The following is a 16669-nucleotide window of genomic DNA, read 5'->3' on the forward strand; positions in this document are numbered from 1 at the left end:
GAGGAAATGCGGACAGAAAACTTGCAATAATTAAAACTGCATAAGAAACTATTGATTTCAATTTAGTCACGTTTGTCACCTACTTTCATCTGAATTGCAGACAGAATTGCTACCATTATAAGAATACATACAGACAATGCTGCTGCATAATTAAATTTCGGTGTCTCTACAAAGGAAATATTGTAGATGTAGTGTGCCAATGTCATTGTTGACTTACCAGGTCCACCTGCTGTCAGGTTCATAGACTCGTCGAACAGCTGCAGTGTTCCTGAAGTTGACATAATCGCTGTCATAAGGATCGTTGGCTTCAGAAGCGGTATTGTGATCTTTATGAACTGTTTAAATGGTGTTGCTCCGTCAATGTAGCTTGCCTCATATACGGAATAATCGATATTCTGTAATCCTGCAAGATAGAATACCATATTGTATCCTGTCCATCTCCAGATCAGGGCAATAACGATTACCCAGCGAGCCGGCCATGTACTCTGGAACCAGTCAACAGAAGATAATCCAATTCCTGTAAGCACTCTGTTCACAACTCCGTCCGGCGCAAACAAAGACTTAAAGATCATGGAGTAAGATACAAGTGATGTTGCACACGGAAGGAAGATCAAAGTACGGAAAATACCTTTTCCTCTAATCTTCGGACTATTTAAAAGCTGTGCTAAGATCAGTGCTAAAACAAGCATGATCGGCACCTGGATCAAAAAGTAAAAGAAGGTATTAAACAAGCACTGCTGAAATGTTTTATCCTGGAAAACTCGGGTATAATTGGATAACCCTGTAAATGCTCCTCCTGTCTTTTTAAAGGAAAGTATAATTGCCTGTGCCATTGGATAAAAACAAAATACAAATATTAAAATCGCTGCAGGAAGAAGGAACGCCCATCCGGTAAGATTATACTTTTTTTCCAAAGTCAATTTTGTTTTCTTTTTTCCCATATTTTTCTCCTAAAACAGAACCGGGAACGCAATACTGCACTCCCGGTACGTCCTGTTTTTAATCTTTGATGATTACTCACCAATATTAAATTCTACTGTATCCTGAGCGTTCTTGATCTCGCTGTCAATGTCAGCGCCATTCTGAACAACATTTGTGATTGCATCTGTTAATGCACTTCTGACATCTGAGTAGTATGCACCATAATCGATTCCAGGAACCTTTCCGGCGAAGTCTACGATGTCTTTGTATACAGCCTGTCCAGCGTAGAAATCAGATGTCTCATTGTAAACATCAGACTCAGCTGCCGGTAAGTAACTTGCGATTGCTCCAGCGTTTGGAAGAAGATCATCATATAACTCTACGCTTCCGCCGAATGTTGTCTTAAGGAAGTCATATGCAAGGTCTGTGTTCTTGCAGTTAGAAGATACTGCCCAGCTTGCTCCACCACAGTTTGCGTAGTTTGTAGCACCATCAACATCATCAAGTTTAGGCATGTTTACGATTGACCATTTTCCGGCCTGATCGTCAGCTGCCTGAATAGAAGACATGATCCAGCATCCCTGGATAACACCAGCTGCTGTTCCCTTGTTCATAGAAGCAATGTACTGATCCCAGTCAGTATAATCAACCATGATTCCTTCATCGATGAGCTGTTTGTATGTCTCGATTGCTTTCTTAAGAGCTTTGTTATTAACTAAGTCAACTTTTCCGTCTACCATCGGAGAAGCACCTGCTGACTGAAGCATCTCAATAATGATCTCAGATCCGCCTGAGCTTGTAAGCATTGGAACATTGTTTGTCTCAACTACTTTTTTAGCTTTTTCAATGAAATCTGACCATGTTGTGTCTTTGAAATCATCTACTGTAAGTCCGGCTGCCTCAACCATATCTTTACGGATTGCCATGATTGTAGCACCGTTATCAAATGGTACACCATAGTTCTTTCCATCTACTGTAGAGTCAGCTAACTTTCCTGCAGAGAAGTCTGAGAAAGCGATTCCTGAATCTGTCAGGTCTGTAAAGATTCCCGGGTAATTTGTAACGTTTTTGTGGAAGGAATAATCCTGCATCAGGAAGATGTCCGGTAATGTGCTGTAATCATCAGCCTCAGCTGCTGTAATCAGAGCAGTCTCAATATCAGAGTAAACCTTCTCCTGGATATCCAGTTTGAAATCCGGATGGTCTTTCTGGTAGATTGCCTCTGCCTGTTTCATTGCGTAAACATTGAAGTTCGGGTCCCAGCACCATACGCTCAATGTTTCTTCCTGTGATGCGTCATTCTTTGCATCTGTGTTGCTGTCAGTCTTGCTTCCACATCCTGCAAGTACAGATACTGACATTGCTGCTACTAAAAGCGCGCTCAATACTTTCTTTTTCATAACTTTTACCTCCTTATACCTTAAAGTACTGCTTTATAAAATATGAAATGCATACCCTGCCTTTCATAAGTTACCTATATAATTACTACTCCACATCTTCTACCCAGCGCATCTCGCCTGGCTCAAGATCCAGTTCATATACACAATCCCCATTGATATATACATCTGTGTGTTGCGCTTCTGATGAGTTATTAATAACTGCGATCTTTTTGCTTTTTGGGAATACCGTTACTTCTGTATCAACATTTGTTACATAGTAACGCTTCATCTCTTTTTCCATACCTGCTGCATAGTAAATAGCACGAAGAAGAATTCTGCAGTTCTGTGGTGAATACGGAAGGCCTGCGAAGTATACGCTGTGTCCTTTACCATATTCATTCACAACCAGCTGGCTGTATTCTCCATCCATTGCAAGGATCTGATAGTTTTTACCCTGTGCATAGATACGGCTTGTTCCCTCGCCAAAATCTATTTTTCCCTCAATATCCTCTAAGATAAAGTGATCTGCATCCATCTCATTATACTTATCTGTATTGAGTGAGAAGCACATCTCACGATCTACACCAAGTACATCAGATAACTGGAAGAATCTTCCCTGATGCTGATATGCTGTTGGCTCACCGACTCCGATGAATCCGCCTCCCTCATCAACAAAACGGCGAATATTGGTTACAACAGCTTCATCGATCCAGTTTTCTGCTCCGCTGAATGCTGTATATGCATCACCTACATTAATGATTACTCCGATATCTTCCGGGATACCATTCTTCACATCATCAAAGGAAATGAATTCCACTTCGAACGGCATACCGCTTAAACACTCGAGCACACCCTCTGCTGAATAAGTCTCTCTGTGCCAGATTGCGTGATGTACCTGATTGGACATCCACTTTCTCTGACCTCCCCAGCAGTTAAGGATTGCAACCTTAAATGGTGCTACATAGGAAGGTGTTCCCTGCATATTTTCATGGATCTGACGGAACTCTGTGACAACATTCTGGATCTCATCAATAAATCCAGGCCAGTTGCTTGCGAGTTTTAAGTATCCGCCGTATCCGATTCTATCTAATGGTGAACGAAGAAGCGCACGTCTTGCCTTTCTCCAGTTGTCTCTTGCTTCCCCGATCGGATCTCCGCCTTCGCAGAACACATCCGGGAAGAAGTATGGTAAAAGACGTCCTTCTGTGTAATCAACACCCTTAATATCAGAGATCATACGAAGTGTTACACCACTTCCGACAGAACCTACAACTGCATCCAGTCCGATGCCTGCAAAGTACTTGCCATAAGGCTCTGTTCCGATCCAGTGATCTCCAAGGAACATCATTGCTTCCTTGCCATAAGAATGAACAATATCAACCAGTTCTTTAGCTAATGCACAAACTTCAATCTGCTGGAATTCAATAAAGTCGCGGAACTCTTTACTCGGCACACGGAACATACTGTTATGATATCCCTGATCTACGATATATTCCGGACGGAATTTATATCCTGCCCACTTTTCAAACTTCTCTAAAATATATGGACTTACGCTTGCGCTGTATCCAAACCACTCAACGTATTTCTCTCTCTTCTGATCATCAAAAGTTAATGTAAACTGATGGAAAAATGTTGTGAATCGAACAACATCGATATCCGGATTCTCTTCACACCATCTTTTTAGTTTTTCCTTTACGTACTTCTGTGTCTTTGGCTGTCTTACGTCATATGTCAGCTGATGCGGTGTATCCTGCCAATCATTTGTAATGAAGTTATACATGTGTACCGGATCCCAGATAAGGAATGCCAGGAAACTTACTGTATATTCATGATACGGTTTTGTCTGAATCTCAACCTCACCTGAAACTTCATCAAACTCCCATTTATCTGTAGGAACGATCTCTCCTGTTGTTCGATCAATGACTTCCCACCAACGTTTTGGATCATCCAATGTATTTACTTTCAGCTGCTCTGTGTGAAATCCTTCCATTAAGCGAATACGAAGTGTTTCACTTCTTGCTGTCACACGATTACTGATCAAATATTCCTGCTGAATCTCTTCCGGATTCGCACTTGCCCACTCATTATCTTTTCTTGTTGTATAATAAGTTGCATATTTCTTAACCGGTTCTGACAGAAGTGCTTCCGGCATCTCTGTACCATCACAGTCTCTCAAAGCATCTGCACCTAAAAGATTTTTCAATCGTATTGTCTCGTCAATGACATCTGCATCCGTCGGCAGAGTCAATCTTCCCGTCATCAATATGATCCCCCCCAAATAACTTTTATATTGTCTTCTGTTTGATGGCTAAAGTATAACAATTTCGACAAACGCTATCAATTTCTTTGTTGCTCGGTTTGTTATGTTTTTTGCTTTTTTATTACTAAAATACTGTTTCCTCTCGATTTTTTATGTATAATATGTTTAAGCAAGCTCTTTATTTTATCATATTTTCGTCTTTTTTACGAATCATTTTTAAAATTATTGTTGTTTTATGTTTTTTATATAAAATTCAATTAATTTCAGAAACTTGCGTAAGACACTAACATTTTTTTATGAGGTTATTTACTTATGAGTAATGAATTTATCAATCTTGGCTCTGCCAATAACGACAAGACAGACTTTCAGCTTCGCTATATTTCCATCTCCAAATATGAAGGCGACTGGCACTCCCTTCCGCATACGCACCAATTTTCAGAGCTTTTCTATGTTCTGCGCGGTGAAGGTGTCTTTTATATAGAAGATGAGAAAGTTTCCGTAAAAACGGATGATTTAATGATCATCAATCCCTATGTGGAACACACTGAGAAGACACTTTCGAATAACCCAATGGAATATATTGTTTTCGGTGTCGAAGGACTTGCCTTTTCTTTTATTCATCCGGATCAGGAGAATCCGAAAGGATACAGCTACTACAGCTACGGATCCGACAAAAATCAGTTTATCAATTTCGCGCAGCTGATGATGCATGAATTTCAGGATAAAAAACCAGGTTTCGAAAAAGTCTGTCATGGATTGTTGGAAGTTCTTCTGGTATATATTTCCAGAAAGCAAAATCTGTCCGTTATCACAAACTCTTCCTTTCAGCTTTCTAAAGAATGTGCACTTGCCAAACGCTATATTGATATAAATTATTCCAAAAATATTACTTTGGACTCTTTAGCCGAGATCACACATATCAATAAATTTTATCTGGCACATTCCTTTACAGAATGTATTGGGCAGTCTCCGATCAACTATCTGACAGACAGAAGGATCGAAGCGTGCAAAGAACTTTTAACGACCTCCAATTTCTCTGTTACACAGATTGCCTCCAGTGCAGGTTTTTCTTCACAGTCTTATTTTTCGCAGATTTTCAATAAGAAGGTGGGAATGTCGCCACGACAATATCGGAAATTATATTCAAACAAAAAGGAGCTGGAGTAATGACACTCCAGCTTTTCTGTTCAGATGTTTGTTCAACCTTGCTTTTTTTAATTTACAGTAACGCCTCTTTGTATGACTGAACATGAGGCTTCACTTCTCCGTCTATGTAACTATCAAGAAATTCTTTCATACAGTTACGGCTATAGCGATTACTATGAATAATCTGTGCAAAACGACTCAAAGTATTTGAAATCGTATCATTGACCAAAATATAATCATAACTATTGGCACATGAAATCTCTTCTTCTGCTATTTCCATTAAAGCATTCACTTCTTCTTCGGTATAAATTCCAGTACTAGACAGCCGGCTCTTTAATTCATCCCAAGATGGCGGCAAAATGTAAATCAGTGTAGCATCCGGACAAAGTGCACGAATCTTCATTGCTCCGATTGTATCCACGTCTAGAATTACATTTTTCCCTCTTGCACGCGCTTCCTCTACACTTTTCTTCGTTGTTCCGTAAGCATTACCATTCACGTATGTATATTCCAACATCTCACCCATACGAACCATTCGCTCAAATTCCGGTACAGACACAAACCAATAGTCTTTTCCGTCTATTTCATGCTTTCTCTGTCTTCTCGTTGTCACAGATACACTGACACACGCCTGTTCATGATCCTGCAAATACTCTCTCAAAACCGTCTTATTCCCCACACCAGACGGTCCCGAAACAACAATCAACTGTCCATATTCTGCAATCTTGTCCAAATATTCCTTTTTCATCGCCGTTTCTTCCTTCCTCTCAACCATATTTTCGTATGATTCATACTTTTTTATTATAAATTCAGACAATATATTGCGTCAAGCATATTTTTCATACAAATGAACGCAGTTTTACTTGTTGTCCTGTGATTTGTATTTCTGTTTCCATAACAAAAAAGAAGAGAACTCTCATTTTACTGGAGTTCTCTTCTTTTAGTCATTTACTATTTTTCTTTGATTTACTCACTCTCTTTTCCAAAATTCACAGCAAGTACGATCATATTGATTCCCTGCATTAAAACAGCAAATGCGATCATATATCCAACTGAGAACATAGTCAATACCGGATGAGTAAAGGCTATAATACTTACAATAATGGATAACACACCACAAACAATTGCTAAAATTGCTTTTCCCTTAGAATCTTTAAACTTCTTCACTCCGGCTACGATCTGGAAGATACCATAAACCAGGACGCTGGCCCCAACCAGATAAGTTGCCATGATATCTGTAAGAAATCTCTGTACGCCACTGAACAATAAAATGATACCGCCAAGTCCTTCCAGGACTCCAAGAATACATCCTCCGATATCTTTCTTCTCTTTTGACAATGAAAGTATCACAAGTTCAATACCATTCACGAAGAGAAGCATTCCAAGAATCCATCCGATTGCTAAAAAAGTCCTCATAGGTCGAACTACTGCATAAAAACCTAACAGCACTGTCAGGATTCCTGTGATTAATGTGATAATTTTAATTGTTTTATTCTCCTTCATTTTTGCTGCCCCTTTCATTTTTACATTTCTTTTTTTCTATGATAACACAATTTTTTATTTACTTGTTACCTTTTTATATTTTATTTCACAACCAAATACAAGCATTGAGAATATCAATATCGCAATCCAAATTCTTGCATTGCTCTCGTCTCCTGTTTTCGCATTTGTTGTGCTTTCGTCTTGTAAATGTTCCTCATCTTCAGGATGGTTCTCCTGCTCATTTTCGGAATTTCCTGTCACTTATGCTTTTACGCTGGTACTTCCCGCATAAGTTGCAGAATCTGTTGTCTCCTGAGCCAGAGATTTCCTTGGAACTGATAAAGTACAAATACATACAAGAACGAGCGACATAAAAAAGATTTTTAACAAGCTTTTTCTTGTATTACTCCACTCTTTTTTAATTTGCATGTACATCTACAATCTTTGTATAGAAATTAAGTGTACCGGTGTACTGTCCACCCCAGACAGAAAGATCTTTATTATATAACTGATTACGGTTCAGTCTTAATTTGTCAGTTGCTTCTTGACCTGCTCCCGTAAATAGATTAAATAAAAATCCATTTGCATACCATGTCCCATTTTGAATACTCTCATCGTTGTTATTCATAATCTCATAATTCAGAACACAATCTGAATGTGTATTATGTGTCAGGCAAAACGGATCAGTACTTTGAGTTGCTGTCGCATCTTTTACTAAAACAGCGATTCCACTTCCTGCCGCCAGATTATCTGCTTGTATACAAGATACTGTGATATCTTTGGTTGAATATGCATTTCCTTCTGTCCCAGGCTGCTGTATTTTTCCAAAATCAACCTTATCCGGAATTTCTATAACATAAGCTGCTTTATTTTCATTTTCCTCCACTGTTGCAGTCACTTGCGTATCTCCCGCTTTGTTAGTCTCACTATCCGGATTAAGCTCTTTTGCAAAAACACCTGTTGACATAACAGATACCATCATCGTTGCTGCCATAAATCCTGCTACTACTTTCTTTTTCATCATTCTACCTCCACGTTTTATTCTTTTACATATAATTTAAACTCTGCGCTTCCGCCGTTTAACGGACTTTTATCTTCTAATGAATAACACTTATATTCTATAACTGCCTGATACTCTCCGGCTTCCAGCTCCTGGTCAAGCGTAATATTCTCCAGACCTTCTCCCGGTTTTAACTCTTGTGATTCGAACAGTTTTGTTCCGTCTTCCAGTTTCAATACAATTACAAAAATGCAATCATTATCTGCCGGATTACCAATGCTTACTGTCTGCTCCTTTGTATTCGCCTTCATTACCATACTTGTATATCCCGGAATCAGGATTCCTTTTTCCTCGGAAGGTTCTTCCTCCTCGATATCCACATCCCAGGCTACTACTTCTGCAGACGAATTTCCGGTTTTCTGATTCTTTTGGTTCATAACATACCAGGTAATTCCTGCGGCTGCTATCACAGCCGCAATCAGAATTCCGATTATAATCTTTGTCTTTTTTTTCATCTTATTTTTTTGCTTTCTTTTTTCTCCAGTAAATAACTCCACCTGCTACACTACCTGCCACAACAACAATACAAAACAAAAGAATCACACTGCTGTTATCTCCTGTTTTTACTGTATCCTTAATATGATCAACTGCTTTGGAGATCTCACTCTTTTCAGCCAGTACAGCAAACGGAACCATCTCTTCTACATCTTTTGAGGCGATCATCTGTTTATCAATTTCAAGCTCTTCGATCTGATTATTTCGATAAACAAGAACCTTATATCCTTTTCCTCGATACTTTGACAAATCCAGTTTTACATTCAGATTTCCTTCGTATGCAGACGGCTGTCCATCTTCATATACCAACGTCGGTTCTGCTGAATAAAGAACCTGCTTATCTGTCTTCTGTGCATATTTCTTAAATGCCTGATAAATGTCATTCTTCTTGTCAAGCTCGTTCAACTGAAGTTTCGTATCTTTATGCATCATACCTTTTACGGTAAGTCCTCTTGATGCGTTCACTAATTCAACTTCCGTAATAAGCGAAGATAAGATTCTTGGATACCCCTGATTCTTTGTTGAATTCCATGTCCAACTACACAATTCTTCATTGCCTGCTACCAGAGTATTCAATTCCTCTTTAAAAGCATTGCTCTTCATCTCAGCCGCTGTTTTCGCTGTTCCCTGTTCTTCGTTTCCTGATAAGGTATCCTGGTAATATGTGTTATTTACAGCTCCTGCTGTTTCTTCTTTTGCGCCAAATACTGCTCCGGTTGTCCCACCTTCTATCGCAGTTTGTGCACTATATGCAATTTGAATGGAACCATTTTTATCCAGCTTTCCAACAATTCCTCCGGCAATTCCATTTTCCTTTGTTGACAGAGTGCCTATACTCATACAGTTCTCAATCGTTCCGCTGTTTACTACTGCAATTCCTCCAACAATTCCATCTGATGCACTTGCTGTTGCCTTTGCATAGTTCGCAGTATTTCGAATCACACCTTTATTCTCAACTGCAACGCCTCCTGCCATTGATGTGCCCTTAACAAATGTAGTTGTCTCCGTCAAATTTTTAGGCTCCTTCGTAAGTTGATCAGTAAATGAACCGCTGAGATTTGATCCACTGATACACTCATCAATCAATCCATAATTGACAATCGCAAGACCTGCTGCTTTCTCTCCTTCAATGTTTTGATAAAAAGCTCCGAAATTCTTTACACTTCCCCGTGCACCGATCGTATCAAAAAGTGCTGCATTTCCATCGGATGATTTGATATCGAATCGGTAGACATAATATCCTTGTCCGTCAAATGTACCATTATACGGATTGTCTGCTGAACCGATTGATTCTGTCATTGTTTCACCGTCTCCGAAAATTGTGTTCATCAGTTTGAAGTTTGCACGATTGTTCTTCTTAACAATTTCCGGAATTTCTTTAAATTCTTTAAATGTACGAATCTCGTAAGTTTCTTCTACAGGTTCTTTCTCATAATTCGAATAGGTTCCATCTTCCCAACGATAGACTGTGCCATGTGTATCATCCAGAACCGGATAAGCATCCGGAGTTTCTCCATTATCAATATTCTGATACCATACTTGAGAGCCGTCTGTCACCTCGTTATTTAAAAGATATGCCTCTTCACCACTCTTGAACTGTTCTGCTGTCTTTGCCTTTGCCAGTTCTTCATCATTCGCAATCTCAGCTTCTCCTAGGAAACCTTTTACCGGAAGTGTATCGAGATAATAATTATTCTTGATTCCATCTTTCTTCGCCGCACAGTATCCGGAAATTGCACCATAGATTTCCTTCCACTCTTCAGCAAGCACACTGCCATAATTGTAACAATCAGAAAGAATGAAATCCTCTTCACCCAATGCAACCTGTCCGGTGATTCCACCGCTGTAACCACGTCCTCCGTGATTTTCCACTTTATAATATGTGATCAATCCGTAATTTGCACAATCCTTGATTTTTGTGCTGCCTGCATATGTATCATCATCAGTTACAAAACCTACAATTCCACCGACTCCGTAGAAACTATAATCCAGTACGATCTTACCTGAATATGTACTCTCCTCTATAGAAGTTGCTGCATTGATCTCTCCGACAATTCCGCCGATATAGTATATCAATCCACTTCCAATATTTACATTTGAATTCACCCGCCTGATCACACTGTCGGAAGTTGTTCCTACAACACCACCTACTGCACTTGCCGCCTCTGCTGTTGTAACGATTGTTCCATTCAGTGTAAAGTTCTTAAGCGTCGCTTTCTTTGCCTCGTCTGTCTCGTTCGGGTCACTCATAAGGTTCTGGAAAAAGCCTATTGACTGATCATTTACTTTCGTCATACTGAAATCAGAAATCGTATGATTCTGTCCGTCGAAAATTCCTTTGAATTCTCCGATTGGTTTCCATTCATAGTTTTCATCCGCCGGATTCTTAAGTGAAATGTCAGATACCAGCGCTCCATGTGCATCTGGCTTTGCTTCCTGAATCTGTGTATGTTCACCGTCCCCATTTACAAGAGCGGCAAACCAAAACATCTGTCCACCATTACCAATCTCATAACTGCCTGTAGATTCATTATAATCTGCCGGCTGATATCCACCACATTTCGTACAGAATCCATTGTCATAGGAATGTTCCTTGCAGACTGCATTATAGTATAATGTAATATCCTTCTTCATCCGGACTCAATGTCGCGATCTGGTCTTTTGTCAACAACGTTTCTTCCGAAGTTACTTCTGATGGATTTTCTGTATTGTTATGTCTCTGCAATGTAAGGGATTCCAGAACAGTTGTACCTTCCGCCTTAAACCGAAGTGTTACCTCTTTTCCTGAAGGAACAATATTTCCCTGACATGTTGTCCCATCTTCCTGAACCATTTCTAACTCTGTATCTCCGACTCCATTCGTAGCAACATCAACTTTCGTCTTATAATAACCATCTTCTTGTGGGCGGTTCTTTAATATAACGGTATATGCCGAATATGCCCCCGCTGATTTATCCGGTTGAATTTTTTCTGCACTTAAAGTAGAACTTTCAAGACTGCTTCCCGGATACTGTCCTGTTGTATCAACCACATGGAAAATCGTATAGCTTGTCGCCCATGCATCATGATAATCAAAATCATAATCCGATAAAGCAATATATGTTTTTGTATCTTTTTTTGTAAGCAGGTATTCACTCAGATAATCACCAGGTATACTTGATAATGCACTGAATAGTCCTGTAGCGAATAAGCTCTGAAATTCCGCCGTATTTTTCGCGCAACTAAATTGATTCTGCCCATCGCTATAATTTTCTTTTGTTAAATTAATAAAATCACAAGATGGAATATGTTGATCTCTCGCCAAAGTAAGATCTATTTTCTCTTCAAATTGATAAAACCGCAAATTTTCAGGAACAGAATCGTCTGAATTCCAAGCCCAATCCTCTTCCGCATCGTGTGGCTGTGATGTATCGAAAATATAATAAATATCTATTCCCGATGGATTCTCCTCCGTTTTAGGTGTCGGCACAGCAATTCTGTGAAAATTAACAAACGGCGTAATTACATCAGCATTGGATTTCCAACCATACTCCTCAATAAGGTAAAGATAACCTTCGTTAAACGCATCGATAATCGGTTGCTCATTCTCATAGAACTCGCCTGTTAATTTCTCATGGTAATTTTCATTTTTCATACGTACAGATACCATGTCTTCTGGCTTTACAAATTCATCCAATTTCATCCGAATCGAACCAACCGTTGAATCCGAAACTAATATTTCTCTGTCAAGCATAGTATCCATAGCTTTGGCAACATCTTCATTCAACTTATTTAAATCATTCGTCCATGCAGCATAGCTCTCCCATTTACTTTCATCATCTGGATATTTCTCTTCAAAATAATCACCACGCTGTGCAATAAATTCCTGATACATCATCTCCATCTTAATGATTTCCATAAATTGTTTATCAATACTTGAAACTATGTAATTATATTGATCACCAGAAAATCCATAAGCCCTATATGCAAATTGTGCCGCAGCATCCGCATAATTTTTCTCATCACTTGGCTTATTCAACGCATTGATCATACTCCAAATCGATCTTTTGAATACACCATCTATCGTGTCATTACAAAATATAGCGTCCTTTTTTTTCTCATCGGTTGGATTTTCAAAGCTATTTCCAGCCGCTTTATAAACCTCAATAAAATTGTCATAAAGCTTTTGCTTACTCTTTTCGACAGCATTTATATCCGTCTTACCATCCATATACAGTTGCGCGGCTTTCATATAATCTTCGTAGGCGCTCAATGTATTTCCTACATTTCCGGCAGTTTCATATACATCTATATCTTTAGACCATTGCTGATTCAGCTCATTTTTCGCTTCTGTGTACTGTATTTTCTGAAGTGTATTCTCTATTTCTGCATCATACTCTTTAAGATGTTGATCAACGATCTTAACTTCATTAAGTATCTCATTACAAAGAGCCTGAATTTCTGCCAGTGTCTGTCCAGTGTTATTGCCTCCACAAATCCATTTATTAACAAATGAAGCTACTTTCTGAAATCCTTCACTCTCTGTCGCTCCGGCAATTCTGACAAGTGCTGATCCACAAGTAGTCAACCCTACTGTGTAAATACGATTGACAAATGTTTTCCGGTACTCACCCATAGATTATTTTGTTTAACTGCCGGTGCAGCAGTCTCTGCTTCTGCACTTACCGATAAAGGCATAATCGAAAATGCTACGCAAAGGCTTATTCCAATTGCAATAATCCTTTTCGAAATTCTTCTTTTCATCCGCATCCCGCTCCTTCCTTATTCCTGTCTCTGCCTGATGATTCGTTTTGTATCATTATTTATACCTTTTTATAATACCGCTCACACGGTTAATCAGCAATCTTTTTTGCTCAAATCTGCGCTTTTATTTAATGTTTCTTAGATAAATTGTTGTGAAGCTCAATTAAAGTGCATTTTATTTTCATTGATTATTGCATTTTAATTATTTCTATTGTATTTTCAAAACAACTATAGTAATATAAAATTATCACAATAAAGGAAGGTCTCATATGCGTTATAATGTTCCACTATATTTCGAACGAAAGAATATCAAAAGTTCAGATATTTTTTACCTTACCAGACAGAATCCTCACACAATCATTACGCTTTCCTCGGGAGAAAGCATTACGACTACAATCCCGATAAAAGAACTTATGCTTTACTTGCCGGAAGAAGATTTTCTAAATATCTCAAAGGGCATTGTTCTTCGAAAAAATCAAATTGTTCATATATCTGACGAAGGACTTTATACAATGACGGATGGTGCTGTCTTTCAAGGGAGAAAACGTAATCTGAGTCAGCACAAACAGATCCGTAAGGAACTTGGTTTAAATACGCAGAACCTTTCGGAGGTTTCAGAAGACAGCTCTCTTCAATTATTTGATCACTGTAGCTTTCTCAATGATATGCCACTTGCTTTTTGTATTATTGAACTTGTATTTGATGCGGAGGGACATGGTGTAGACTTTGTATTCCGTTACTGTAATGATGAAATGACTGTTGTTGAGGGCGTTCCCGTTTCAGAAATGTTGAATCGTTCTTTTTATGAAGTCTTTGAAAACGGGGATAAAAAATGGCTTGTCACTTATGCAGATGTAGCGTTAAACGGCAATAAACATATCCTGCATGATTATAGTCCGGAAATCGACAAGACTCTGACCATCTACTGTTTTCAACCAGCTCCGGGATATTGTGCATGTGTGTTGATTCCGTCTTAGCTTTCTGCTATTTGGCGCATACGATTACAAAACTATTTTTCTGTAAAGAAAAAGGCTGTGATTTCAAAATGTATTCTTTACATCCTGAAATCACAGTCTCTGATATGCAATTTTTTTGACTTTAGAGAAAAATTATGTATTATCGTTCAAATTGTAGCACAGGTACAACATATCTATAATTTTTTGTTTATCCGTCCCTCTAATGCCTAATGATTTTAAATCCACTGTTTCATCAGCTATTTCAGATAAGAACTTTTTCATATCCTCTGCTATTTCCGAACTGAGAACTTGCCTTGTATTGACTGTGATTAACTGTGCTAATCGGAACACATCGTTTTTATGTTTCTTTATATTTTTGCTGTCAACCTGCTCTCCATTCAACTTGCGTTCTTTTAAATCCAGCCACGCTTTCGCCTTAAATGGTATCAGGCAAGTCGGACTTAATACCGGAATGCCTTCAACCATCATTTGTCCAGTTTTTAGCAATTCATAATACGCTTCATTTAGAAGGATTGCCGACAAGCTGGAGATTTCATCGTCTATCGGAAGCGGTGTGAGAACTGCATCATCTTCCAATATAATAAAATCTGGATTTTTGGAAAATATTTCTATCATATATGGATATTCTTTGCTTTTCGGAGATGTGAAACGATAAAACTGTGCATTTCCGGTACTTTTATTCAAATGCTCATATCCTGCTTCTTTGACATACTCCCAAAACTGCCTGCCAAACTCCGCTGTTATGGATTCAACAATCAGTACAATATCTACATCTTTTGTAGCACGAAACGGTAATTCTTCGTTTTCCATAATCAAATCACACGCTGTCCCACCGATGATGACATATTGATTTTCAAAGCCCTGAAATCTTTCCTTAAATTTTGTAAATCCGCTGACCATTACTCCTTCAACCTTCTTTCCTGTAATTCATCTACTGCCTCTTCAATTCTCTCATCGTTTGTATCTGCAAAAGACAAAACAATGGAAATATCATCAGCACTGTTATCCTCTGAAAATTGTTTCGGGTTGTATGCCCATAATTCAAGTCTTATCTGTTTATCCGGGTCTATCAATTCATCAGTCAGCAAGGTTTTATCATAATCTTTCTCACTAATTGCATAGGTAACAACTCGACTTGGATTTAGCATTGTTTTTTCAGAAAGTGCCGTTTCCCCTGCAAAGACCATATTTTCTGTAACTTGCGTCTTATCTATATATCCTGTTTTTCGAACAGGAGTCGTCAAATATACTTTTGCTTTTTTAAATAATTCATCTCGCTTATATTTTGACTCAATAAACTTATTGACACCGTCTTTTGCTACAAGAAATAAATCCGTCGCTTCCAACTGTTTTACTGCTCTGGTCAGGGTCATTGCTGTAAATGGAAGCACTTTTCCGGCTTCTGAAATATACAATCGTTTTTTCTTACTGTACAGATAAAATAAAAACAACTGCTGCGTGGAGTAAACAAACTTACCCGTCAGCTTTTGGGGTTCTTTTTCATCAGAAAGCATTGTCCCAATGAAAGGAAGAAAGACTTGCTTATCAGTAATAAACGGTATATTATTTTCTATAAGGCTTTTTCTTCGATAATTTGATACCGTTGTAAGTTCAAATACAACTGGCACATTATCAATCTGCTGTATTTTTACAATTTGTTTTTTCAATGCCGGAAGTGTGGCAAGTTCTTCTGTTGGAGCAAGCATTATACAGCGTCTGTTTCCAATATATGCTGTATGAAAATCATAACTCCCTGCAATATAAACAGGCAAAGAATCCTGATGATTCCATGCTTCATATTTTATAGAAATCCCGAATACGCTTGTAAACATATTTCTCGTTCTCCTTTTAACTCATTTTCTTTCATTTTAACTTTGACAATGTTAAAAGTCAAGTTTTTGAGTTATTTTGATTTTTCTAAAATTCTTTTCTCTCACACCCTGTATTTTCCCCCTCCATCTTTTGTATATGTAAGAGGGTTCGTAGATTAGAGCAAGATCCACCCAGGTATTACCGTATCGCCATTTTATGGCTACGGCATACCTCCGGGTAAGTCTCTTGATGGGGATTCCGATTCCCCATACCCTCGTACAGACATCAAAGATATCTGTAGGCTCTCTATCAAAGATAGTGGCAGCACTTTATATAACTATAACTGGAAGGGACAGCCGGTTAAAAAGTGTAATCGCATATCCAGGATGTCTTA

Annotated in this window: 14 protein-coding genes; 2 read left to right on the forward strand and 12 right to left on the reverse strand. The window is 38.5% G+C overall.

Going from position 1 to position 16669, the window contains the following annotated elements; all coding sequences use genetic code 11:
* Nucleotides 1–62: 62 nt before the first annotated feature.
* The 3 genes from LI162_RS05275 to gnpA form a co-directional block, all read right to left on the reverse strand.
* Nucleotides 63–941 carry a carbohydrate ABC transporter permease gene (locus LI162_RS05275; RefSeq protein ID WP_227155928.1) on the reverse strand — a complete coding sequence of 293 codons (879 nt, stop codon included), beginning with the start codon at nt 939–941 and terminating at the stop codon, nt 63–65.
* A gap of 72 nt (nt 942–1013) precedes the next feature.
* Complete coding sequence (locus tag LI162_RS05280) at nt 1014–2321, reverse strand: ABC transporter substrate-binding protein (protein WP_227155930.1); 1308 nt, start codon at nt 2319–2321, stop codon at nt 1014–1016.
* 85 nt (nt 2322–2406) lie between these two features.
* On the reverse strand, nt 2407–4560 hold the full coding sequence (gnpA, locus tag LI162_RS05285; protein ID WP_255615988.1) for a 1,3-beta-galactosyl-N-acetylhexosamine phosphorylase: 2154 nt from the start codon (nt 4558–4560) through the stop codon (nt 2407–2409).
* A 312-nt stretch (nt 4561–4872) separates the two neighbouring features.
* Here gnpA and LI162_RS05290 point away from each other — a divergent pair, with 312 nt between their 5' ends.
* Complete coding sequence (locus LI162_RS05290; protein ID WP_227155932.1) at nt 4873–5727, forward strand: helix-turn-helix domain-containing protein; 855 nt, start codon at nt 4873–4875, stop codon at nt 5725–5727.
* Nucleotides 5728–5779: 52 nt separating this feature from the next.
* Here LI162_RS05290 and gmk read toward each other — a convergent pair whose 3' ends face one another.
* From gmk to LI162_RS05325, 7 genes are all read right to left on the reverse strand, one after another.
* Nucleotides 5780–6454 (reverse strand): guanylate kinase, encoded by a 675-nt coding sequence (gene gmk / locus LI162_RS05295; RefSeq protein ID WP_020436313.1) that lies wholly within the window; start codon nt 6452–6454, stop codon nt 5780–5782.
* 218 nt (nt 6455–6672) lie between these two features.
* Nucleotides 6673–7209 carry an HdeD family acid-resistance protein gene (locus LI162_RS05300; protein WP_226865844.1) on the reverse strand — a complete coding sequence of 179 codons (537 nt, stop codon included), beginning with the start codon at nt 7207–7209 and terminating at the stop codon, nt 6673–6675.
* A 397-nt stretch (nt 7210–7606) separates the two neighbouring features.
* The gene (locus LI162_RS05305) at nt 7607–8212 is read right to left on the reverse strand and encodes a hypothetical protein (RefSeq protein WP_227155934.1); all 606 of its coding nucleotides are present in this window, start codon (nt 8210–8212) and stop codon (nt 7607–7609) included.
* A gap of 14 nt (nt 8213–8226) precedes the next feature.
* Nucleotides 8227–8703, reverse strand: coding sequence for a hypothetical protein (locus LI162_RS05310; protein ID WP_147322152.1), 477 nt, complete (start codon nt 8701–8703; stop codon nt 8227–8229).
* 1 nt (nt 8704) lies between these two features.
* Complete coding sequence (locus LI162_RS05315; protein WP_227155936.1) at nt 8705–11377, reverse strand: hypothetical protein; 2673 nt, start codon at nt 11375–11377, stop codon at nt 8705–8707.
* Complete coding sequence (locus LI162_RS05320; RefSeq protein ID WP_227155938.1) at nt 11349–13358, reverse strand: hypothetical protein; 2010 nt, start codon at nt 13356–13358, stop codon at nt 11349–11351. Before LI162_RS05320 ends, LI162_RS05315 begins: the two co-directional genes overlap by 29 nt.
* A complete protein-coding gene (locus LI162_RS05325) occupies nt 13313–13486 on the reverse strand; it encodes a hypothetical protein (protein ID WP_227155940.1) in 174 nt (57 codons plus the stop codon). Before LI162_RS05325 ends, LI162_RS05320 begins: the two co-directional genes overlap by 46 nt.
* A 269-nt stretch (nt 13487–13755) precedes the next feature.
* Between LI162_RS05325 and LI162_RS05330 the strand changes: the two genes are divergently transcribed.
* A complete protein-coding gene (locus LI162_RS05330) occupies nt 13756–14463 on the forward strand; it encodes a LytTR family transcriptional regulator DNA-binding domain-containing protein (RefSeq protein WP_226901320.1) in 708 nt (235 codons plus the stop codon).
* Nucleotides 14464–14595: 132 nt separating this feature from the next.
* Here LI162_RS05330 and LI162_RS05335 read toward each other — a convergent pair whose 3' ends face one another.
* Nucleotides 14596–15363: a hypothetical protein gene (locus tag LI162_RS05335; RefSeq protein ID WP_055157811.1), complete on the reverse strand. Its 768-nt coding sequence runs from the start codon at nt 15361–15363 to the stop codon at nt 14596–14598.
* Nucleotides 15363–16130 carry a MarR family transcriptional regulator gene (locus LI162_RS05340; protein ID WP_227155943.1) on the reverse strand — a complete coding sequence of 256 codons (768 nt, stop codon included), beginning with the start codon at nt 16128–16130 and terminating at the stop codon, nt 15363–15365. The genes LI162_RS05335 and LI162_RS05340 overlap by 1 nt, the downstream gene beginning before the upstream one ends.
* Nucleotides 16131–16669: the final 539 nt, after the last annotated feature.

Source organism: Mediterraneibacter sp. 210702-DFI.3.120 (assembly GCF_020561005.1).
Classification (GTDB): domain Bacteria; phylum Bacillota; class Clostridia; order Lachnospirales; family Lachnospiraceae; genus Mediterraneibacter; species Mediterraneibacter faecis.